Genomic DNA, 20801 nt, shown 5'->3' with positions numbered 1-20801 from the left:
GCTTCCAGTCCGGCAGCCGACGAATCTTTCTCTAAAGTGTCAAGCCGATTTGCCTGTGACAGCAGGGCTGAACACCATGAGGCTGAGGATTTCGAACAGAACCTGAGCGCCGGCATGCGCCGTGTTGGTGGTCGCATCATATTGCGGCGCGACCTCGACGACATCGCCGCCGACAAGGTTGATGCCCTTGAAGCCGCGGATCAGTTCCAGCACTTCGCGGGTGGTAAGGCCGCCGACTTCGGGCGTGCCGGTGCCCGGCGCAAAGCTCGGGTCGAGGCTGTCGATGTCGAAGGAGAGATAGGTCGGGCCGTCGCCGACGATCTTCTTCGCCTTCTCGATGATCGCGGGAATGCCGAGACCGGTCACTTCCTCCGCATGGATCACGGTCATGCCGGACTCGTAGGAGAACTCCCAGAGATATTCGGCCGAGCCGCGAATGCCGATCTGCACGACGCGGGTCGGATCAAGCACGCCGTCAAGCACCGCGTTGCGGAACGGGCCGCCGTGGTGGAACTTGGTCAGATCGTAGGCACCGCCGGTGTCGCAATGGGCATCGATGTGGATCATGCCAACCGGCTTCTTCTTGCCGACGGCCTTCAGGATCGGATGGGTGATCGAATGGTCGCCGCCGACAGACAAGGGCAGAACACCGGCATCGACGATCTGGTTGATGCGCTTTTCGATGTCGTCATGGCTGAGCTCCAGCCGGTAACGGCTCTGGAACGGCACGTCGCCGATATCGGCAACACGCAGCTCGTGAACCGGTGCGCAGCCGAGCACGTGGTTATAGGGGCCGATACGCTCGATCGAACGCAGCGCCCGCGGTCCGAAACGCGAGCCCGGACGGTTGGTGACGCCGAGATCCATGGGAATGCCGACAATCGCGACCTGCAGATTGCCGAAATCAGGCTCGTCGGCATCGATGGCCATATGCGGCGCGGTCAGGAAGGTCGGAATGCCGGAATAGGGCGCAAGGCGGGTGCCGCTCTTCGTGAAGATCTTGTCGGCAACGCGGCGGAAGGTCGGGTCGAACAGCTCGCCGCCATGGCTCTCGCCGTATTTCGCCTTGAGTTCGCCAAGCTTCTTATCGTCCCAGGCCATCCACAATCCTCCGTCACGTCAGCCGGGAAATGCGCACGAAGGCGCCACAGATCAACATCTGCGGATGGGGCCGGTTCTCTCCGGCGCTATCAAGTTCCCCAGGCTTTTTGCCCTTGTTGAGCAGCATTAGGTGACAAATCCGCTGGAAAATCAATTGACATTGTTATAGCGTTTCGTGTGAGAAAAATTCACATCGTTTAAGCCCGCCGGAACCCCAAGATTTGTCCAGCCGCCTGCCGCCCCTGAACCCCTTGCGCGCCTTCGAGGCGACGGCGCGCCGTGGCTCGGTCTCGGCTGCCGCCCGCGAGCTCAACGTCACCCACGGCGCTATCAGCCACCAGATCCGCGCGCTGGAACTGTCGATCAACGCCACGCTGTTCGAGCGCGGCGGCAAGCGGCTAAAGCTGACGCCGCAGGGCGCACTGCTGCTACCGGCCGTCACCCACGCCTTTGCCGAGATCGCGGCGGCGACCGCCGCCATGACGCGACCGACCACCAGCGGCGAGTTGCGCATCACCTGCGTGCCTGCGCTCCTCTCCTTCTGGCTGATCCCGCGTCTGCATTTGTTCACCGAGCAGTTTCCCGATGTGCGCCTGACGCTGATCGCCTCCAACGACGCCGCCTATCTCGATGCGTCCGATGTCGATGTCTGCCTGATCTATGGCGACGGCAACTGGCCCGGATGCTGGTCGAAGCTCTGGAGCCGGCTCGCCCTCTTCCCGGTCGTCAGCCCGACTTTGCTCAACATGCGGCCACTGCGCTCCGTACGCGACCTGCGCGACCACGTGATGCTGCACGGCGACGACGGGCGCGAATGGAACACCTGGCTGGCGGCAGCCGACGCCAGCGACCTGCAGCGCGGCCGCCAGCACTTCATGAGCGACGCGCGGCTTTCGACCGAGGCCGCCCTTCACAATCAGGGTGTCGCCCTTGGCGACACCATCACCGCCGGCAGCCTGATCGCCCGCGGCGAGCTGATCGCGCCGTTCGACCTGACAGTTCCGGCCAACGACGCCTTTTACGTCGCCTGCCGTAACGAGGTTCTGGCCGCCCCGATCGTGCGCATCTTCATCGACTGGATGTTCTCGGCGCTCGAAAACGACCCGATGCCGGAGCTGCAGACCTCGGCGCGCACGATTATTCGCAGCCGAGCCTCGAAATCCGAGCCGACAGATCGTAAATCGGTGCATGACGGCTTTCAGCCGGTTTCAGCTCCGGCCCGTGGCCGACGCATGGAACGCCCCCAGAAACGCAAGAACAAAGCCTGAGCCATAGGAACTCCGCCATGCCGCATTTCAATCCGCTCGTCGAAAAGCTCTCGCCGCCGCCCGTCCCCTCGGTGCTCGCTTGGGCGAAAAGCTATGATGGCTCCCGCGGGCCGCTGATCGACCTGTCGCAGGCGGTGCCCGGCTATCCGGCGCACCCGGACATGCTGGCCTGGCTCGGCGAAGCTGCCGCATCGACCGCCTTTACCGGCTATGGCGCGATCGAGGGCGAAGCGGTGCTGCGCGACGCCTACGGCGCGCATGTGGCAAGCCTCTATGGCGCCGCGATCACGGCCGACAACATCCACATCACGTCGGGCTGCAACCAGGCTTTCATCTGTACCGCGATGGCAATTGCCTCGGCCGGCGACACGATCCTGATGACCAACCCCTACTACTTCAACCAGGAAACGACGCTGGCGATGCTCGGCATCAATGTCGAGCTGGTGCCCTGCGACGCCGGTCACGGTTTCCTGCCGGAGGTGGACGCAATCGCCGCTGCGCTGCGGCCAGGCATCCGGGCGCTCGCGCTGGTGTCGCCAAACAACCCGACCGGTGCGATCTATCCGCCTGAGCTTCTGGCGCGCATTCACGAGGCCTGCCGCGCCAACGGCACCTGGTTGATCCTCGACGAAACCTATCGCGACTTCCTGCCCGATGCCGGTGCTGCACCGCACGGTCTGCTGCAGACGGAAGGGTGGCAGGACAGCTTCATCGGCCTCTACAGCTTCTCCAAATCCTTCTGCATCCCCGGCCATAGGCTCGGCGCGATAACCGCCGGGCCTGCACTCGTCGATCAGGTCACCAAGATCATGGACAACCTGCAGATCTGCGCCCCGCGCTCGGCGCAGGCAGCAGTCGCCAGGGCCATTCCGGCGCTTGCTGAGTGGCGCCTGGGCAATCGCGTCGAGATCGCCGCGCGCGCCGATGCGCTGCGCGACGTCATGAGCCGGCTGCCGCAATGGAAGCTGCAGGCGATCGGCGCCTACTTCGCCTATATCCGCCACCCCTTCCCCGACATCGATTCGCAGTTCGTCGCCGAGAAACTGGCGAAACTCGCCGGCGTCGTCTGCCTGCCGGGCGACTACTTTGGCGAGGGCCAGGAAAACTACCTGCGCTTTGCCTTTGCCAATGCCGATGCGGCCACGATCCGCCAGCTGGAAGAGCGGCTCGCCGGCTTCAACCTGCCCGGTCTCTGAAGCGAACGAGAGCGTTTCCAGCGTCGTCGGCGACGTGGAAACGCTCAACCTCTTTGTTTTTACGCATTTCCTCGCGGAAAACCGCTTCACACTTTTTGGAGATGCTTAACCCCGGCGAGCGATCAGGATGCCGACGAGCACGATCGCCCCGCCGATTGCCTGCATCAGCCCGACCGGTTCGGACAGCAGGATCCAGGCAAGGATGGCTGCGACCACCGGCTGCAGCAGCAGCGTCAGCGACGAAAACGCCGGCGGCAGATAGGCAAGCGCATAGGTGATCGCCACCTGCCCGCCCGCGTGGCTGACGAAGGCGAGGCCGAACAGCATCGACCAGCCGAAGGGCGTCGGCGGCATCAGCGTCGGTTCGGACAAAAGCACGATCGGCAGCATGCAGATGGCGGCCGAGGCCGTGCTCCAGACCATGATCCTGATGGTGCTGAAGAGGCTGCGCAACCGGCCGATCGCCAGGATATAGCCGGCATAGAACATCGCGGCGACAACGGCGACGCCGTCGCCCAGCAGATTGCCGTCGCCAAGCGCCATCGGCCCGCCCTTCAGCGTGATCACCCCGACAACCGCCGTCACCAGCCCGATGGCAAAGACGGTGCTGATGCGGGCGCGGAACAATAGCCAGCTCGCGAGCGTGACGAACACAGGGGCAAGGTTGGCGAGAAGCGTGGCATTGGCGACAGACGTCTTGGTCAGCGCATAGTGCCAGGCGGCAAGGTCGATCGCGAGGAACACGCCCGGCAACACCAGCAGCGCATATTCCGAGAGCTTCTCGGGCCGCCGGTCCCCCGCCGGCGCGCCGCGAAACCAGGACCAGGCCAGAAGCGGGATCAGCGCCAGCGCCACCCGCCAGAAGGCCGTCGCCATCGGCCCGACCTCGGACAGCCGCACGAAGATCGGCGAGCCGCCGATCGCAGCCCCGCCGATCAATAGAGCGGCCATGGCAAGGCGGTTATGGGACGAGGCGGTGGTGGGTGCTCGGGTCACGGCAATGTCGCTATTCTGCTGGCGGGCAATCATGGCGCCCTCAACAAGGCAGCTAACAGAAGACCGGCATCGGCGACAGTCGCAATAAATCGCCCACCAGAACAATGGCGGCCGCCCTGCACAAACGGGGCGGCCGCTGGTTTATCTATCGCGTCTGACGGACGCGATGCTTCGTTCCGTCAGGCTGCGTCCGGAATGTGCACGGTCTTCACCTCGAGGAAATCCTCAAGGCCGAACATGCCGCCTTCACGCCCGTTGCCGGACTGCTTGTAGCCACCGAACGGGCTGCCGTAGCGATGCGGCCCGCCATTGATGTGAACCATGCCGGCGCGCAGGCGCGATGCCACCCGCTCGGCCCGCTTTGGATCGCCGGTCTGCACATAGGCGGCGAGGCCGTAATTGGTGTCGTTGGCAATCGTGATCGCTTCTTCCTCGGTATCGAAGGGAATGATCGCCAGCACCGGCCCAAACACCTCCTCGCGGGCGATGCGCATGGTGTTGTTGACGTCGGCAAAGATGGTCGGCTTGACGAAATAGCCGGTCTCGAAGCCCGAGGGCTTGCCGGCACCGCCGACGACAAGACGCGCGCCTTCGGCAATGCCCGCCTCGATCAGCGCCTGCACCCGGCCGAACTGGACGTCGCTCACCAGCGGTCCGATGTGGCTGCCTTCCTTGGTCGGATCGCCAACAGCCGCCTCGCGGCCGACGCGGCCGGCGATCTCGACCACCTTGTCGTAGACGCTGCGTTCGACCAGCATGCGCGTCGGCGCATCGCAGGACTGGCCGGAATTGTTGAAGCATTCGAGCACGCTTCCGGTGACACGGTCTTCAAGGTTGGCATCGGCGAAGACGATGTTGGGCGACTTGCCGCCGAGCTCGAGCGTCACCCGCTTGACCGTTTCGGCCGCGTCCTTGCTGACGGCGATGCCGGCGCGGGTCGAGCCGGTGAACGACATCATGTCGATGTCGCGGTGCTTCGAGAGGGCGGCACCAGCGTTGATGCCGTCGCCGTTGACGAGGTTGAAGACACCCGCCGGGAAGCCGGCCTCGTCGATCATCTCGGCATAGAGCATGGCGTTGAGCGGCGTAAACTCGCTCGGCTTCAAGACGCAGGTAGAACCCGTGGCCAGTGCCGGAACGACTTTGAGCGCGATCTGGTTGATCGGCCAGTTCCAGGGCGTGATCAGGCCACACACACCGATCGGCTCGCGCAGGATCACGTCGCCGTTCGGAAGCGTGTCGCGGGTCTTCAGCCGCTTCAAGGCGTCGATGAACCCCTGCAGATGGCCGACGCCGACATCAGCCTGCTGTTCGCGCGTCATCGTCTTGGGAGCGCCGAGTTCCATGGTGATGGTCGCGACCATTTCGTCATAACGGCGCTTGTAGATCGAAAGCAGCTTTTCGAGCAGCGCGAGCCGCTCGTCGACGCTCGTGTGGCTATAGGTGGCGAACACCTTCTTCGCGGCGGCAACCGCACGATCGATATCCGCGGCCATGCCCATCGAGATCACCGCAACCGGCTTTTCGGTCGCCGGGTTCAGCACCTCCAGATCGTTGGCCGTAATCGGATCGACCCATTGGCCATCAATGTAAAACTTCCTCTTGTCGAGCATGTGCTCCTCCTTCCCGTCAGATTGTCTTTTCTTTCTCAGCGAGCCAGTCCTTGATGAGCGTGCGATACCGCGCGCCGGAAAAGCTCGGAAAATGTCCGCCGTGGACGATACGCGCCGGAATGCGCAGCAACCGTTCCATCGACGCCAGATAGTCGTCGGCATTGGCGTGGTAGGTGTCCTCGATCAGCGGCCCGTCGTAGAGGATGTCGCCGGAAAAGAGCACGCCGGTGCTTTCCTCCCAAAGCGCGATGCCACCGGGCGAATGGCCGGGCGTGTGGATCACCTCGAACACCCGGTCGCCAAGATCGATATGATCACCGTCATTGAGCAGTCGCGTCGCCGGCGCTGCCTTAACCGCATAGGTCGCGGAGGCATAGGGCTCGGGCGGCAGCGCATCGAAGATCTCGTCGGCAACATAGGGCTCGGCCAGCGTGTTCCTGCGTGTCGGATGCGCCAGGAGATCCGCTTCGCCTGAATGCACGCAACGGCAATCGAACTCGTGATGGCAGCCGATATGGTCGAAATGCGTATGGCTGGCGACGGCCGTCAGGGGGCGTTCGGTGACCAGCGGCACCCATTCGCGCAGGGACACCACCCCCATGCCGCTATCGACCAGCATGTCACGGTCACGTCCGCGCACATGCCAGATGTTGCAGCGATAGAATTCCTGGATGAAGGGTTCGCAGATAGAGGTGACATCGTCGTCGAGACGCTTCACCTGATACCAGTCTTTCGGAGCAATTCGCCGCATTTTTCTACAGGGTTCCGCTTGCCGCCGGCAAAGCTACGACGTCGGCAGCCCGCACGGCAAGGGGGACAATCTCGCCGTCACGCACGTCGGAGGATTGCGGCAGATGTGCCACCAGCGCATCGCCGTCGGTGGCACAAGGCTGGAGGTGGCAACGGTAGTGTGTGCCGAAGAAGGCGCTGCCGGCAACCCGGGCATCCCCCAAAGCGAACATCGGATCGTCCGATTTGTCTTCGCCGCGAAAATGCTCCGGCCGGATGGTCAGCGTGATCGCGTCACCGGCCTTCGGCACGGCAGCGGTAAAATTGGCGGCCGGAAGCGCCAAGCTGCCGAGCGAAGTTTCGACCTCGGCCGAAGATGCGTTGGCGGTCTTGACCCGGCCGGGGACGAAATTGACCTCACCCATAAAACCTGCCGAAAACAGCGAGCGCGGTCGCATGTAGATCTGCGACGGCGGGCCGAAATCCTCGATCCGGCCCTGGTTCATGACGACGATCCGGTCGGCGATCGCCATCGCCTCCTCCTGGTCGTGGGTGACATGCACGAAGGTGGTGCCGACCCGCTTCTGGATCGCTTTCAGCTCGTCCTGCATCTGGCGACGCAGCTTCAGGTCCAGCGCGCCAAGTGGTTCGTCGAGCAGCAGCACTTCAGGATCGACCGCCAGCGCCCGGGCAAGGGCCACGCGTTGCCGCTGGCCGCCGGAAAGCTCGTGCGGCCGCTTGCCGGCGGACGCCTTGAGACCGACGAGGTCGAGAAAGCCGAGCGCCTTTTCGTCCCGCTCCGCTTTACCGAGGCCGCGCATCCGGAGCCCGAAGCCGACATTGTCGACCAGCCGCATATGCGGAAACAGCGCATAGTCCTGAAACATCGTCGTCGTCGGGCGCTTGGCCGGCGTCACGAAGGTCATGTCGCGATCGCCGATCACGACACGGCCGGAACTTGGCGACAGGAACCCGCCGAGAATGGACAGAAGCGTGGTCTTGCCGCAGCCCGACGGGCCAAGCAGCACGATGAACTCCCCTGCCCGGATATCGAGCGAAACCTTGTCGAGCGCCGTGAAGTGGCCGAAGGTCTTGCTGACGTTTTCGATCGAGACGGGAGCGGTCATTGTTTCTTCGTCCTTCCGAACAGGGAAAACTCGAGGATCAGCAGCAGCGCCACCGAGGCGAGAAAGACCAGCGAGCCGATGGCATTGGTCTTGGGATTGAGGCCGGAGCGCAGCATGCTCCAGATCTCGACAGGCAGGGTCACGTCGAAGCGCGACAGCAGGAAGGCGATGATGAACTCGTCCCAGCTGAAGGTCACCGACAGGAAGAAGGCGGCCAGGATCGACGGTATCAGCATTGGTGCTGTCACCAGCGCCATAACCTTGAAATCGCTGGCGCCGAGATCGCGCGCCGCCCGCTCGATGTTGATCTGGTGATCCCCCATCGAGGCGTAAATGATAGCAAAGCAGAGGGGCAGGTTGATCACCACATGGCCGATGCCGACGGTCAGAAGCGACAGCGGCATGTGCAGCGCATTGAGCAGCGCCAGAAGCCCGAGCGCGATGATGAGATAGCTGACCGTCATCGGCGCGATCAGCAGGCCCCTTTGCAGGGCCGAGCCCGGCAGCTTGTAGCGCGCCAGCGAATAGGCGGCGAGAAAGCCGAGCACGCAGGAGACAACCGACGAGGAGATGGCGACCAGCATCGAATTGCCGAGCGCTGCCATCAGCTTGCGGTCGGCGAAGACGGCCTCGTACCACTGCGTGGAAAAGCCGTTGAACGGCGGCACCGGCAGCCGTCCGTCCTGGAAGGAGAACAACACCAGCACGGCGACCGGCAGGAAGATGAAGGCGTAGACGAGGGCAAGGTAGGTCCAGGACACACCACTGACGAAAACTCTGCGCAGCATCACGCCCTCTCGATCTTCAGCCAACGGGCGCACAGGACATAGGCGACGGTGACGGCCAGCATGAGAATGATCGACAGCGCCGCCGCCATCGGGAAATCGGCGCGCCGGCCGAGCTGCAGCATGATGATCTGCGGCAGCACCAGCTCGTTGTTGCCGCCGAGAATCTGCGGCGTCACGTAGTCGCCGATGCACAGCACGAAGGTCAGAAACGCACCGGTCATGATGCCGGGCAAGGTCAGCGGCAGCACCACATGCCAGAAGGTCTGGAAGGCGTTGGCACCAAGGTCGGCGGCCGCGCGGCGATAGTTCGGCGAGAGCTGGATCAAGTTGGAATAGATGGTCAGCGTCAACAACATGACGAAGAAATGTACGAAGCCAATCACCGTTGCCGTGCGCGTGCTGGCGATCTCCAGCGGTTCGGCGATCAGTCCCAGGCCCGTCAGCATCTGGTTGATGACGCCGTTTTTCGACAGCACCAGCAGCCAGGAGTAGGAGCGGACCACATAGGAGGTCCAGAACGGCAGGATCGCGAGAATAAGCGCCATGCGCTGGAACCGCTTCGGCACGCGCTCGGCGATGATCCAGGCGAGCGGATAGGCAAGCAGCACCGAAAGCACCGTGACGATGACGGTAATCTCAAGCGAATTGACCAGGCCCTGCAACAGGGCGTTCTCGGAGAAGAAGCGCGCGTAGTTGTCGAGGTTCCAGACGCGGACGATCTCCCGCCCCTCACGCTTCCAGAGGCTCATCGCCGCCATGAAGAGGAAGGGGACGACGAAGAAGGCGAGTGTCCACAAAAGCGCTGGCGCTGCGAAGCCCCAGGCCTTTCGACGGTCGGCATCCTCAAGGGTTGTCGCAGTCATGAAAGCTCCAGATTTGAGCGCGCCCCGACAAGGTGTTGGACGCAGTCCACCGTCCCACGGAAAGGTGGGGCGGCAGTCGGGCTGAAGGATCGGCGACCGCCGCGTGCGGTCGCCAGGTATCAGGCGTTATTGCTGCAGCATCTCCGTCCAGGCATCCTGGAACTGCTGATCGAGTTCGGTCGACGGGATCGGGTAGAGCTGCGTCTTCTTCAGGTATTCGGCCTGTTCGTTGAAACGCAGCGCCGCCTTCTGCGGGTCGGTCAGATGCTCGCCCGCCTTGCTGTTTGCCGGCATCGCCCAGTAGCAGGAGGATGTAGCAAGCCGCGCCTGGCCCTCAGGGCTGACAATATACTGCACGAATTTCAGTGCCAGATCCTGCTTGGCGGAATCCTTCATCACGCCGATCGACTGCGCCCAGCGCACAGCACCCTGCTCCGGGATGGTCCAGTCGAGGTTTGGCTTGTCGGCCGAAAGCACCGCCGTGATCCATTCGCCGCCGCCGACCAGGATATCGACTTCGCCAGTTGCCAGCGCCGTCTGCGAAGACACGACATCACTGACCTGCTTGGAAGCCGCCCGCATCTCAGCGAGCTTCTCCTTGAGAGCCGGCATGTCGGCCTCGGAAAGCTCAGCGGTCTTCTTGCCAAGGCCAAGCCCGGCAAGGCCGATCATCGGCAGGTAGTAGTCATAGAGGGCGATGCGGCCCTTGTACTTGTCGGAGAAGACAACCGAAAGATCCTGCATGTCCTTCGGATCGACCTTGGACTTGTCGTAGGAGACGGTGTTGTAGCCAAACTTTTCCGTGACGGCGTAGGTCTTGCCGTCCTTGGTGTTGTTGGCTTCCATCCGCACCTCGGGGAAAATGTCTGCCGTCGGCAGCGCGTCGGCCGGCATTTCTGCAAGCAGGTCGAGATCGATGGCACGGTGGACGTCGACGCCGTCGATGACGAGCACGTCCCAATCGCCCGGGCGGGATTGATCGAGGATCGAGAGCGCGGCACCCGTTCCCTCATAGACCTTGAGATTGACCTTGACGTCGTTGGCTTTCTCGAACGGTTCGACCAGCGCCGGATCCGTGTGGTCGCACCAGACGAGCGCATTGAGCTCTTCGGTGGCAAAAGCCGGTGCCGGAACCGAGATTAGCGAGGCGGCGACGATCGCGCCTGCGGCGACCGAGGAGAAAAACCGGCGCAGGTGCGCGCCGTCATGAACTGACTGCATCATGCTGTTGCCCTCTAGTTTTGACGCTCGTTTCGGCGTCTTCAAAAAAAGATTGAATGAATTCATTTTTTAAGTCAATCTCAATTTTGAGGACATTCATAATTCAGGAAAACGCATATGACAGGGCTGCGCGCACGGCAGAAAGCCGACCGGAACAGACGTATCCTGGACGCCGCTGCCTTGTTGTTTCGCGAGGTCGGCTACGACAGCGCCCGCATCGAGGACATCGCCGAGCGGGCCGAGGTGTCGGTCGGCACTTTCTACAATTACTATGAAAACAAGGGCGACATCCTGGTCGCGACCGTCTCGATGGAAGTCGAGGAAGTGCTCGCCGCCGGGCGCACCATCGTCGACAATCCGCCCTCCTCCGTGGAAGGCGCGCTGCAGGCCCTGATCGATCAGTATTACGATCACTCGCTCGTCTATCTCTCCAAGGAGATGTGGCGCACGGCGATGGCGATCTCGATCCAGCAGCCGGAAAGCCCCTTCAGCAAGCGCTACACCGAGCTCGATCGCCGGCTTTGCGATCAGGTCTCGACGCTCATCCACAAGCTGCAGATCAAGGGCCTCGTCGCCCCCGGCACCGACGTTCGCGCCGTCGGCGAAATGCTGTTCAACAATCTCAACCTGATGTTCATCGAATTCGCAAAGGACGAGGCCATGCCGCTCGATGAGCTCAAGGCGCGCGTTGCCCGACAGAACCGGCCGATTGCCTCGCTGATCGCGGCACTATGATCCACCTCCGACAATAAAGAGAGTATCGATGCAGGACACGGAAAAGACGGTGCTGGACGCCGCCGATCGGCTCGTCGAGGCCTTTGCCCGCCATGACGCGCAAGCCTATTTCTCAGCCTTCGCGCCGAACGCGACCTTCATCTTCCACAATCTTGAACGGCCCTTGCGCAGCCGGGCAGAGTATGAGGCCGAATGGGCGTTGTGGGAGACCCGCGACAAATTCCGCGTTCGTGCCTGCCAGTCCAGCGACCGGCATGTGCAGGTAATCGGCAACGTTGCCGTCTTCACGCACGGCGTTCAGACCGAACTTGAAATCGGCGGCGAAGCGCTGACGTCGCAGGAAAGAGAAACGATCGTGTTTGAACGGGATGCAACCGGCGCTTGGCTTGCGGTTCACGAACATCTGTCGCGCGCCAGCTAGAGGTGCAGACGTTCGGCTAGAGAGCGCCGATAACCACGGCGGAGATGAAACAGAACGCAGCCATGAAGGCGATTGCGTGCGGGAAAAGTGCGATCGGCGAGCGGCGCTGTGGGGCCGCCGCGTAAAACGCGTATCGGGACTGGATCGTCGGTTTCGCAGCGTTCATCGCGTCTCTCCGTCGTTCAGGTCGGAAACAGGACCGTCAATAGTCATGTTCTCCGATATTCTCGATTGAGTTTATAGATATTATTTTCTCCATTCCACCCCGAAAGTGAAAAATCATCCGCCGACCGTCCGCTTCAGTGCCGATTGCGGTCGCGCTCCTGAACATGTCTGGACCAGCTTTCGCTGAACCATGGCGTCAGCAACGACACATCGGCTTCGCGATGGGAGCGGGTAAGACCGACGTCGGCCTCAACGCAGGTCCACACCGTGAACGCGGTCAGTTCGTGTTTTCCGAAGGTCTGGATCAGCGGGATGTCGGCTGCATCGCGGCCACGGGCAACGGCGATGCGTCCTGCCCGGCGCACATTGTTCTTGGCGTCGAACGTAAACCAGCGGTCACCGAGAAACACCTCGAACCAGGCATTGAAATCCATCGGCGCAACCCTCTCCTCGCCTTCGAGGTCGGGCATGTAGCCGTTGACGTAGCGCGCCGGCATGTTCATGCAACGGCAAAGCGCGATGGCGAGATGCGCATAGTCGCGGCTGACGCCGAGGCGATCCTCATGCGCTTCGAGCGCGCTGCGCATCGCCTGGGCATAGCCGTAGCTGAACACCAGGCGCTCATGCACATAATCGCAGATTGCCTGCACGCGCGACCAACCTGGCGCCGCATCACCAAAAAGCCTCCAGGCAAGCGCGCCCAGCCGATCGGTCTCGCAATAGCGGCTGGCGGCGAGATAGGGCAGCGTGTTCGGCGGGAGTTTTTCGACGGGAACGGCCAGCGCCAGTGGATCGGACGCGTCGGGCCGGCCATCGTCCTCTATGACGGCATCATAGGTCAGCATGAAATCACCTTCCGGCGCGATCATGCGCAGGCAGGCGTTCTTGTGCGGATCGACAACCTCCTCCATCTTGACGATCGGCGAGGTCACGGGGCCGCGCTCGCGCCTGATATCGGGTCGCCTTTCGGCAACCACGGAAAGGTAAGTCATCATCGGCGTCGGCTGGGGACAGCGGATGCCGATCTCATAGCCAAAGCGTACGAACATCTCCAACCTCCCTCGTTCGGCAGGAATGTTTCACGCCCCCCTTTGTTCCCTCAGGATCGGGACAAATCCGTGCTGCATACGCACACAAGAAAACGCTGAAACAAGAAGGGTCGCGGGCTCGACAAAGGTCTAGATATCGATGGCTCAGGCTCACGAGAAGCCCGGGTCGAGCCTGCCCATTCCGAGCCCAATTCTAGGCCCGAACGCCGCAGGCGACAACCGCATTCGCCGGTGCCGCCCAACCGAAGTGCACCAGACCGGGCTCGACGACTGTCGCCGGCAGGAAAGTCTACGCGGACACATGACATCTGGCGAAACTCGCCTATATTGGCGCGAAAGCGGCAGAAATGCCGACAAATCAAATGTTTGGAACCGTCGATGACCGCCCCTTTGTTCCCGAAGGCAGATACGAGACCGCCCGGAAAACTTGGCTCCAGCAAAATGTACGCTCAGTTTCAAACCTTCGACTGGTCCGCAACAGCGCTCGGTGCGGTCGACGACTGGCCCACGGCGCTGACGATGACCCTGAGAATGATGTTCACGTCGCCGGTCGCAATGGCTGTCCTTGCCGGTCGGGACGGCGTGATGATCTACAACGACGCCTATATCGAGATCGCCGGCAAGCGTCACCCCGATTGCTTCGGTCAATCGGTCTTGATCACATGGCCGGAGGTTGCCGCATTCAACCGGCAGATCATTGCCGTTGTCTTTGCCGGCGAAACCGCATCCTTCGAGGATGCGCCGCTGACGCTCTATCGCAATGATGTTGCCGAAGATGTCTGGCTCGATCTGGATTACAGTCCTGTTGTCGATGACGATGGCAGCACAATCGCGGTGCTTGCCATCCTCGCAGAAACGACGAAGCGGGTAAAAGCGGAGAAAGCCCTTCGCGACAACCAGGAGCGCCTGTCGCTGGCGCTCAGCGCTTCCGGCGTCGTCGGCATCTGGGACTGGCGGGTCAGGGAAGACCGGATCTACGCCGACGAACGTTTTTCCGACCTGTTCCATGTGTCGCGGGACATTGCTCGCGACGGTGCACCGATATCGGCCTATCTCGCCTCCATCCATCCGGATGATCTCGAGAGCCTTGAAGCGGCGATGACGCGGGCCATTGAAACCGGCGAAAGCTTCACATGGGAATACCGGATCGTTCAGCCGGAAGGTGGCGTGCGCTGGGTGCTTGCCGAAGGCCGGCCGGCGCTCGACGAGCATGGCATCTGCGTCCGCTTCCCCGGCATTGCCGTCGATATTACCGAGCATAAGGAGGCGATCGAGGCGCACGCCCGATCCGAGGCGGCCTTTCGAACACTCGCAAACGCCATGCCGCAAATGGTCTGGTCGACCCGACCCGACGGCTATCACGATTATTACAACGCCCGCTGGTACGAATTCACCGGCGTGCCGGAAAACTCGACCGACGGCGAAGGCTGGAACGGCATGTTCCACGCGGAAGACCAGGAGCGCGCCTGGGCAAGCTGGCGCCATTCTCTGGAAACGGGCGACCCTTACCAGATCGAGTATCGCCTGCGCCACCACAGCGGCGTCTACCGCTGGGTGCTGGGGCGGGCCCTTGCGATCCGCGACAATCGCGGACGGATAACCCGCTGGTACGGCACCTGCACCGACATTCACGACACCAAAATGGCCGCCGCCGAGCGGGAGGTGGTGGCCCATGAGCTCAGCCACCGCATCAAGAACATCTTCTCCGTGCTCAGCAGCATCATCAGCCTTTCCGCGCGCTCGAATCCCGATGCCCAGCCCTTTGCCCTGGAATTGCGCAAGCGCATCGAGGCGATGGGCCGGGCGCATGATTTCGTGCGCCCGCACAGCCAGGCGTCACGCCCTGTGCCTGTAGAACAGTCGATCTTCGGGCTGGTCGAGGAACTGCTGGTTCCCTACGGCAATGCTGACGAACGCATCAGCGTCAGCGGTGAGGACATCCAGCTTGGCGACAGCGCCGCCACGCCGCTGGCACTACTGCTGCACGAACTGGCGACGAACGCGGCAAAGTATGGCGCGCTTTCTGGCGATGCGGGTAAGCTCGCAATCAGCGGCCGACAGCATGAAACCGACTATATCCTGGAATGGCGTGAACATGGCGGAACGGGCGCTGTCGGCGAACCCGATCAGGAAGGTTTTGGATCGCGGCTGATGAGAATCAGTGTCGAGGGCCAGCTCGGCGGCAAGCTCGTCAGGCGCTGGGAGCCGGATGGCGTTCACGTAACGGTCACCATGCCGCGCGCAGCAGTTACGCGAACGAACCGACTTTCGGGTCAGTAGGACTGAGACACCATGTGAAAGGCAGCGCGAAGTCGCCGCCTTTGATCGCCGCTATAGTTGGCGCACGCTCAGGACCGCTGCGCGTCAGGCGAAAAGCGTCAGGCGCTCCGGCGGCTCCGCGTCAAGTGTGCGGCGGCGCGCGACGGCATAGTTGACGGCCTGCTTCATCTCATGATCGGCAACGGGCTTGCTGATGACGCCGACGGTTCCGGGCACGCCGTCCCCGAGCTGCGCCGGATTGGCTGTCATGTAGAGGACGGTGATGCCGTGTTCGGCGGCAAGCATCCGCCCGATGTCCTTGCCGGTCGGCCCATCCCTCAGGTTGAGATCGACAAGGGCGACCTCCGCCATCGGAGCAAGGCTGATCGCGGTTGCCTGATCGGCAGCTATGCCCACCGGACGATGCCCGAGTTCCGAGACCACGTATTCGATTTCGGTCGCAACGAGAAACTCGTCTTCGACAATCAGTACTCTGCAAGCCATATCAACTTTCCAACGCTTCACTTCGCGGCATTGGCGGAACCGTCTCCCAAGGTTTCCGGCTTATGCCTGTTAAACTTCAACGGTACAACGCACCATTGTCCAGCAGGGTTCCCCCTGTTTTCAATCGCGACATGCCGTTCTGCACAAGAAGGGAAGCCCGAACGATGCGGACATGCATTCGGGCGACAGGAAACGATCCCTGCCGCCTTTTTGTTCCAGGCAAATGAAAATAATCTAAACCGGCTTTACCAGCCGACCGCATCCTTGAACGAATACCACCAGGAGCCGATGGTCGAATACTGGGCACGGAACATCCGCCCACCCGGGAACGGATACCAGGGCAGCTTCTCGAACATGTCGAAGCGCGTCGCGTCGCCGTCGATCGCCTCGGCGAGCGTGCGCCCGAACAGGTGAGATCCGGTCACGCCGTGGCCGCTATAGCCGTGGGCGAAATAGGTGTTCGTCCCGATACGGCCCATCTGGGGTACGCGGGTAAACGAGAGCGCGAAATTGCCGCTCCAGGCATAGTCGATCTTCACGCCTTTCAGCCTCGGGAAGACCTTCTCCAGATTGGGCTTGAGCTTGGCCACGACATCGGCCGGGTCGGTCCCACCATAGACTGTACCGCCGCCGAAGATCATCCGCTTGTCGGCCGACAGCCTGAAATAATCGAGGATGTAGCGCACGTCCTCGACGCACATGTCGCTCGGGATCAGCGAATGGGCAAGTTCCTCGCCAAGCGGCGCCGTGGTGATCATCTGGGTCGAGACTGGCATGACGCGCGACACGAGCTTCGGCACCGCATCGCCGAGATAGGCATTGCCGCAGAGGACGACGATGCGCGCAGACACTTCGCCTTCGGCGGTGTAGACCGTCGGCCTCACCGCCTCATGGTCGACCCGCGTGACCGGCGACTGTTCGTAGATCGTACCACCAAGGCTTTCGAGCGCACGCGCTTCGCCAAGCACCAGATTGAGCGGATGCATGTGGCCGCCCGTCGTATCAAGCATGCCGCCGCAATAGGCGTCGGACTTCACCAGCTTGCTGAGCGCGTCGCGGTCGAGCAGCTGGTGGTCGTCCATGCCATACTTGCGCCAGAGCGCCTGCTTGGCTTCCAGTTCCTTCATGTGCGCCGGCGTATAGGCCGCATAGATGTTGCCGGGCTTCAGGTCGCAATCGATCTGATACTGGCTGACCAGCCGTCGGATAATCTTGCCGCCTTCCTGCACCAGCCCGCCGACGAAGCTTGCCGCATCCTCGCCGTAGCGGCGCTGGATGGTGGCAAGGCTTGCGTTGAGACCGTTGACCACCTGGCCACCATTGCGCCCCGAGGCGCCCCAGCCGACCTGCGCGCCCTCGATGACGACGACCTTGTAGCCCTTCTCGGCGAGGTGGATGGCCGTCGACAGACCGGAATAGCCGGCGCCGACGACGCAGACATCCGTCTCGACGCGACCTTTGAGCGAAACCGGCGTGCGGATGATATTGCGGGAGGCGGCGTAGTAGCTGGTGGGATAGCTGCCGTCACCGGCATAGGATTTTTGGTGTCTCGTCATCATACGATTTCCAGATAGGCACTGAATTCATAATCCGTGACCTGCTCGGCAAAGCCGGCGATCTCCTGCCGTTTGCAGGCGATCAGCATCGAGCGCAGCACGGGATCGAAGATTTCGGCGGCAATCGGTCCTGCCTCGAAGGCATCGACCGCCTGCCCCCAATCAGCGGGAATTTTGGGCAATTTCTCCGCTGCATAGGCCCGGCCCGTCACCGGCGCCGAGGGTTTCCACTTGTTGCGGATGCCGACCAGTGCCGCGCCGAGGATCGCGGCGATGACGAGATAGGGATTGGCGTCGGCACCGGCCACCCGGTGCTCGATGCGGCGCGCTGCCGGATTGCCGCCGGGAATGCGGATCGCCGAGGTGCGGTTCTCATAGCCCCAGCACACCGCCGTCGGCGCATGCGTATCCGGCCGCAGCCGGCGATAGGAGTTGAAATGCGGCGCAAACAGCAGCGTCGTTTCCGGCATGCCGCGCAGCAGGCCCGCGACGGCGTTCTTGAGGACTGCCGAGCCTTCGTCGGTGCCGTCGTTGAAGACGTTGTTGCCATCGGCATCGAGCAGGCTGAAGTGAATGTGCATGCCGTTGCCCGAGCGCGTTCCGTAGGGCTTGGCCATGAAGGTTGCCGCCAGCCCATGCTTGCGGGCGACCCCCTTGACGATGCGCTTGAAGAAGATCGCGTCATCCGCCGCCTTCAGGGGATCATCCGTATGCAGCAGATTGATCTCGAACTGGCCGATGCCGTTCTCGGCGATCGCCGCATCCGCCGGCACGTTCTGACGGGCACACTCCTTGTAGACATCGGAGAAGAACTCGCCGAAATCGTCGAGTTCGTCGATCGACAGGATCGCGTCGGAGTCGAGCCGTTTGCCGGTATAGGGCGAGATCGGCGGCACCGCGCTGTCGGGCTCCGGATCGATCAGATAAAATTCCATTTCGGTCGCGACCACCGGCCGCAAACCCAGCTCCTCGTATTCGCGCACGATCGCCGCCAGCGCCTGGCGCGGATCGGCCAGGAACGGCTTGCCGTCCTCGAGCAGGAGCCAGAGCGGCACCAGGGCACTTGGCCGCGATGTCCAATTGACCGGCAGCGCGCCGCGCCCGGTGACGCCGCAGATGCCGTCGCGGTCACCGCTCGCAAACACCTGCTCGCTGTTGATGATGTCCTCGCCCCACACATCGACGCCGACGATCGACAGCGGCATGCGGATGCCGCCGCCAAGCACTTTCGCCGCCTGCTCGACCGGCACGCGCTTGCCGCGCATGATGCCGTTGAGATCACAGACCACGGCCTGGATGCTTTCGATAGGGCCGTTCTGCTCCAGCCAGGCCTTAAAGGCGCTCGGGTCTTCCGCGTCGAGGGTCATATCGCAAATCTCATTTTGTGATCACATTTTCGCAAAGTTGACATAATTCAGAAGTTGGAGTCAACCTCGACGGATGTTATCAGCCCGCGAACATTCCCCGTGTGGCAGAAGGAACCCGCTGATTTGAAGACCCCGACGCTGCCGCTCTTTGACCGCCCGGAAGGCATGACCACCCATGACTACGCCTTCGCCAGGCTTCGCCAGGCGATCATGGTCGGCAGTTTCCGACCCGGCACTTCGGTGACGATCCGCGGACTTGCCGAGGCGCTGGAAAGCAGCCCGACGCCGGTGCGCGAGGCCTTGCGGCAGCTGACCTCCATCGGCGCGCTGCAGGTCCTCGAAAACCGCCGCATCGTCGTACCGCACATCACGCCCGCCCGTTTCGAGGAGCTGATATCGCTGCGTATCGCGCTCGAAAGCCACGCCGCCCGCCGCGCCGTCGCCCATCTCACCGAACGCCAGATCGAACGGATCTCGGCGATCGACGACAGCATCGAGGACGAAATTCGCCGCGGCGACCAGGCCGCCGCGCTCATCGCCAACCAGGCTTTCCACCGGACGATCTACACTGCCAATCCCGACCAGATCGTCATGCCGTTGATCGAAAGCGTCTGGCTGCAGCTGGGCCCGATCCTCGGCATCGCCATGGAGCATGTGAGCGAACTCTATGTCGTCGACCGCCATCGCGAGGCGATCGACGCCCTGCGCCGCCGCGACGAGGGCGCCGTTGCCGACGCCATCGCAGCTGACATTCGCGAAGGCATCGGCGGCTTCGACCAGCAGGCCATCGCACGCCTGTTGAAGCTTGCAGCCTGACGGCAAAGCAGGCCTGGATCGGTGAAATTTTAGTGTAGCTAAAATTTTCGTTGACAAGGCGTGAACGCCGCCCCAAAGTCCGGAAAATACGAGCGCATCGCCCTGAAATCCCTAGCGATTTCCGGGCATGGATGGCGCGCCCACGCAGGAGATCCTCCCCGAAACGAGGACGTGGGATGAGAGGGGATTTCGCAGTGGATTCGCAGTCTCGGCCAGACAATCCCGTATCTGAGCTTCCGCCGCTCGGCGATCGCCTGCGCCAGCGTCGCAAGGCGTTGAAGCTGACGCTCAAGGACGTCGCGGATCAGGCGGATTTTTCCGTTGGTTTCATCTCACAAATCGAGCGCGGCATCACCGTACCGTCGCTGACCTCGCTCGTTGCGGTCTGCCGCGTGCTGAAGGTCGAGGTCGGCACGTTCCTCAATTCCCCCAAAGTCGCAACGCCCTTTACCCGCCATGACCAGCGCCGCGCCTACGCACTGGCAGGCTCCGTCGACAGCAATGTCTCCTATGAGCGCCTGTCCGCTTCCTTTCCGGGCAGCGTCCTGCGCAGTACCGTGGTGCACACGCCGCCGGGTCACCGCAGCGAGGCGATGACCCATGAGGGCGAGGAGATATTCTTCATCCTTCAAGGCGCCCTGACGATCGAGATCGATGGCGAGGAGACTGTGCTGGAAGCGGGAGATTCCGCACATTTCCTCTCCGGCCTCACCCACCTCACCTGGAACCACACCGGCGAACCAACCGTCATCCTGCACACCTGCACCATGGATGTCTTCGGCGACGCGCTGTCGGCGGAAACGCCGGAAGGCGCCTTTGCTGTAACACGCGCCGATGATCGGCGCAGTGCCGCCGCAAGCCCGGACAAGGGCACCGGATAGTCCCGCCCGATCCGGCCGCGCAAGCGCTTCGGCGACTGCGCTCCTCAGCTCCCCAGCCTTTCGTCCGGGCGCCTTAGCCCGGCGACCGCCGCGCGTCGATCGACGCCCGAACACGAGACCGGCGCGCGGCCCCTCACCTGACCCAA

Annotated in this window: 20 protein-coding genes; 7 read left to right on the top strand and 13 right to left on the bottom strand. The window is 62.5% G+C overall.

What is annotated here, in order from left to right; translation table 11 throughout:
* Nucleotides 1-39: 39 nt before the first annotated feature.
* Nucleotides 40-1101 carry an agmatinase gene (gene speB / locus AC07UR_RS16025; protein WP_209791103.1) on the bottom strand — a complete coding sequence of 354 codons (1062 nt, stop codon included), beginning with the start codon at nucleotides 1099-1101 and terminating at the stop codon, nucleotides 40-42.
* Nucleotides 1102-1322: 221 nt separating this feature from the next.
* Here speB and AC07UR_RS16020 point away from each other — a divergent pair, with 221 nt between their 5' ends.
* Complete coding sequence (locus AC07UR_RS16020) at nucleotides 1323-2369, top strand: LysR substrate-binding domain-containing protein (protein ID WP_209791104.1); 1047 nt, start codon at nucleotides 1323-1325, stop codon at nucleotides 2367-2369.
* A 17-nt stretch (nucleotides 2370-2386) separates the two neighbouring features.
* A complete protein-coding gene (locus AC07UR_RS16015) occupies nucleotides 2387-3565 on the top strand; it encodes an aminotransferase (protein ID WP_209791105.1) in 1179 nt (392 codons plus the stop codon).
* A 105-nt stretch (nucleotides 3566-3670) separates the two neighbouring features.
* Here AC07UR_RS16015 and AC07UR_RS16010 read toward each other — a convergent pair whose 3' ends face one another.
* The 7 genes from AC07UR_RS16010 to AC07UR_RS15980 form a co-directional block, all read right to left on the bottom strand.
* Nucleotides 3671-4594: a DMT family transporter gene (locus AC07UR_RS16010; protein WP_412728389.1), complete on the bottom strand. Its 924-nt coding sequence runs from the start codon at nucleotides 4592-4594 to the stop codon at nucleotides 3671-3673.
* 146 nt (nucleotides 4595-4740) lie between these two features.
* The gene (locus tag AC07UR_RS16005; RefSeq protein ID WP_209791106.1) at nucleotides 4741-6174 is read right to left on the bottom strand and encodes an aldehyde dehydrogenase family protein; all 1434 of its coding nucleotides are present in this window, start codon (nucleotides 6172-6174) and stop codon (nucleotides 4741-4743) included.
* Between the two features lie 16 nt (nucleotides 6175-6190).
* On the bottom strand, nucleotides 6191-6925 hold the full coding sequence (locus AC07UR_RS16000; RefSeq protein ID WP_209791107.1) for an MBL fold metallo-hydrolase: 735 nt from the start codon (nucleotides 6923-6925) through the stop codon (nucleotides 6191-6193).
* A 4-nt stretch (nucleotides 6926-6929) separates the two neighbouring features.
* Nucleotides 6930-8030 (bottom strand): ABC transporter ATP-binding protein, encoded by a 1101-nt coding sequence (locus tag AC07UR_RS15995; RefSeq protein WP_209791108.1) that lies wholly within the window; start codon nucleotides 8028-8030, stop codon nucleotides 6930-6932.
* A complete protein-coding gene (locus tag AC07UR_RS15990) occupies nucleotides 8027-8818 on the bottom strand; it encodes an ABC transporter permease (RefSeq protein WP_209791109.1) in 792 nt (263 codons plus the stop codon). The genes AC07UR_RS15995 and AC07UR_RS15990 overlap by 4 nt, the downstream gene beginning before the upstream one ends.
* Nucleotides 8818-9681 carry an ABC transporter permease gene (locus AC07UR_RS15985; protein ID WP_173423854.1) on the bottom strand — a complete coding sequence of 288 codons (864 nt, stop codon included), beginning with the start codon at nucleotides 9679-9681 and terminating at the stop codon, nucleotides 8818-8820. The genes AC07UR_RS15990 and AC07UR_RS15985 overlap by 1 nt, the downstream gene beginning before the upstream one ends.
* A gap of 126 nt (nucleotides 9682-9807) precedes the next feature.
* Nucleotides 9808-10905, bottom strand: a complete 1098-nt coding sequence (locus AC07UR_RS15980) for an ABC transporter substrate-binding protein (protein ID WP_173423853.1) — start codon at nucleotides 10903-10905, stop codon at nucleotides 9808-9810.
* Between the two features lie 114 nt (nucleotides 10906-11019).
* Here AC07UR_RS15980 and AC07UR_RS15975 point away from each other — a divergent pair, with 114 nt between their 5' ends.
* Nucleotides 11020-11637 carry a TetR/AcrR family transcriptional regulator gene (locus tag AC07UR_RS15975; RefSeq protein WP_209791110.1) on the top strand — a complete coding sequence of 206 codons (618 nt, stop codon included), beginning with the start codon at nucleotides 11020-11022 and terminating at the stop codon, nucleotides 11635-11637.
* 28 nt (nucleotides 11638-11665) lie between these two features.
* Nucleotides 11666-12058, top strand: coding sequence for a YybH family protein (locus AC07UR_RS15970; RefSeq protein WP_209791111.1), 393 nt, complete (start codon nucleotides 11666-11668; stop codon nucleotides 12056-12058).
* Nucleotides 12059-12074: 16 nt separating this feature from the next.
* On the opposite strand, the gene AC07UR_RS15965 is transcribed toward AC07UR_RS15970, so the two are convergent.
* Nucleotides 12075-12224: a hypothetical protein gene (locus tag AC07UR_RS15965; protein ID WP_173423850.1), complete on the bottom strand. Its 150-nt coding sequence runs from the start codon at nucleotides 12222-12224 to the stop codon at nucleotides 12075-12077.
* Between the two features lie 133 nt (nucleotides 12225-12357).
* Complete coding sequence (locus AC07UR_RS15960; protein ID WP_173423849.1) at nucleotides 12358-13272, bottom strand: transglutaminase-like domain-containing protein; 915 nt, start codon at nucleotides 13270-13272, stop codon at nucleotides 12358-12360.
* Nucleotides 13273-13650: 378 nt separating this feature from the next.
* On the opposite strand from AC07UR_RS15960, the gene AC07UR_RS15955 reads away from it, so the two are divergent.
* Nucleotides 13651-15552, top strand: coding sequence for a PAS domain-containing HWE histidine kinase family protein (locus AC07UR_RS15955; RefSeq protein WP_494700050.1), 1902 nt, complete (start codon nucleotides 13651-13653; stop codon nucleotides 15550-15552).
* Between the two features lie 84 nt (nucleotides 15553-15636).
* Here AC07UR_RS15955 and AC07UR_RS15950 read toward each other — a convergent pair whose 3' ends face one another.
* From AC07UR_RS15950 to AC07UR_RS15940, 3 genes are all read right to left on the bottom strand, one after another.
* Nucleotides 15637-16056 (bottom strand): response regulator, encoded by a 420-nt coding sequence (locus AC07UR_RS15950; protein ID WP_327795866.1) that lies wholly within the window; start codon nucleotides 16054-16056, stop codon nucleotides 15637-15639.
* Between the two features lie 224 nt (nucleotides 16057-16280).
* Nucleotides 16281-17594 (bottom strand): NAD(P)/FAD-dependent oxidoreductase, encoded by a 1314-nt coding sequence (locus AC07UR_RS15945; RefSeq protein WP_209791113.1) that lies wholly within the window; start codon nucleotides 17592-17594, stop codon nucleotides 16281-16283.
* A complete protein-coding gene (locus AC07UR_RS15940) occupies nucleotides 17591-18958 on the bottom strand; it encodes a glutamine synthetase family protein (protein WP_173423845.1) in 1368 nt (455 codons plus the stop codon). Before AC07UR_RS15940 ends, AC07UR_RS15945 begins: the two co-directional genes overlap by 4 nt.
* Before the next feature lie 123 nt (nucleotides 18959-19081).
* Between AC07UR_RS15940 and AC07UR_RS15935 the strand changes: the two genes are divergently transcribed.
* Together AC07UR_RS15935 and AC07UR_RS15930 are read left to right on the top strand one after the other, a co-directional pair.
* Complete coding sequence (locus AC07UR_RS15935; RefSeq protein WP_173423844.1) at nucleotides 19082-19774, top strand: GntR family transcriptional regulator; 693 nt, start codon at nucleotides 19082-19084, stop codon at nucleotides 19772-19774.
* Between the two features lie 194 nt (nucleotides 19775-19968).
* The gene (locus tag AC07UR_RS15930) at nucleotides 19969-20655 is read left to right on the top strand and encodes a helix-turn-helix domain-containing protein (RefSeq protein WP_209791114.1); all 687 of its coding nucleotides are present in this window, start codon (nucleotides 19969-19971) and stop codon (nucleotides 20653-20655) included.
* Nucleotides 20656-20801: the final 146 nt, after the last annotated feature.

The organism is Ensifer sp. GW821-FHT05G01 (assembly GCF_059419585.1).
The sequence above is the reverse complement of the archived record's forward strand: the minus strand, read 5'-3'. Positions and strand labels throughout refer to the sequence as shown.

What these genes read in the sequence shown, in the direction of transcription:
- AC07UR_RS15975 (WP_209791110.1), top strand. Translation starts at nt 11,020, where the DNA reads ATGACAGGGCTGCGCGCACGGCAGAAAGCCGACCGGAACAGACGTATC.
- speB (WP_209791103.1), bottom strand. Translation starts at nt 1,101, where the DNA reads ATGGCCTGGGACGATAAGAAGCTTGGCGAACTCAAGGCGAAATACGGC.
- AC07UR_RS15945 (WP_209791113.1), bottom strand. Translation starts at nt 17,594, where the DNA reads ATGATGACGAGACACCAAAAATCCTATGCCGGTGACGGCAGCTATCCC.
- AC07UR_RS15955 (WP_494700050.1), top strand. Translation starts at nt 13,651, where the DNA reads ATGACCGCCCCTTTGTTCCCGAAGGCAGATACGAGACCGCCCGGAAAA.
- AC07UR_RS16010 (WP_412728389.1), bottom strand. Translation starts at nt 4,594, where the DNA reads ATGATTGCCCGCCAGCAGAATAGCGACATTGCCGTGACCCGAGCACCC.
- AC07UR_RS15970 (WP_209791111.1), top strand. Translation starts at nt 11,666, where the DNA reads ATGCAGGACACGGAAAAGACGGTGCTGGACGCCGCCGATCGGCTCGTC.
- AC07UR_RS16005 (WP_209791106.1), bottom strand. Translation starts at nt 6,174, where the DNA reads ATGCTCGACAAGAGGAAGTTTTACATTGATGGCCAATGGGTCGATCCG.
- AC07UR_RS15960 (WP_173423849.1), bottom strand. Translation starts at nt 13,272, where the DNA reads ATGTTCGTACGCTTTGGCTATGAGATCGGCATCCGCTGTCCCCAGCCG.
- AC07UR_RS15940 (WP_173423845.1), bottom strand. Translation starts at nt 18,958, where the DNA reads ATGACCCTCGACGCGGAAGACCCGAGCGCCTTTAAGGCCTGGCTGGAG.
- AC07UR_RS15980 (WP_173423853.1), bottom strand. Translation starts at nt 10,905, where the DNA reads ATGATGCAGTCAGTTCATGACGGCGCGCACCTGCGCCGGTTTTTCTCC.
- AC07UR_RS15985 (WP_173423854.1), bottom strand. Translation starts at nt 9,681, where the DNA reads ATGACTGCGACAACCCTTGAGGATGCCGACCGTCGAAAGGCCTGGGGC.
- AC07UR_RS16000 (WP_209791107.1), bottom strand. Translation starts at nt 6,925, where the DNA reads ATGCGGCGAATTGCTCCGAAAGACTGGTATCAGGTGAAGCGTCTCGAC.
- AC07UR_RS15995 (WP_209791108.1), bottom strand. Translation starts at nt 8,030, where the DNA reads ATGACCGCTCCCGTCTCGATCGAAAACGTCAGCAAGACCTTCGGCCAC.
- AC07UR_RS15965 (WP_173423850.1), bottom strand. Translation starts at nt 12,224, where the DNA reads ATGAACGCTGCGAAACCGACGATCCAGTCCCGATACGCGTTTTACGCG.
- AC07UR_RS16015 (WP_209791105.1), top strand. Translation starts at nt 2,387, where the DNA reads ATGCCGCATTTCAATCCGCTCGTCGAAAAGCTCTCGCCGCCGCCCGTC.
- AC07UR_RS15990 (WP_209791109.1), bottom strand. Translation starts at nt 8,818, where the DNA reads ATGCTGCGCAGAGTTTTCGTCAGTGGTGTGTCCTGGACCTACCTTGCC.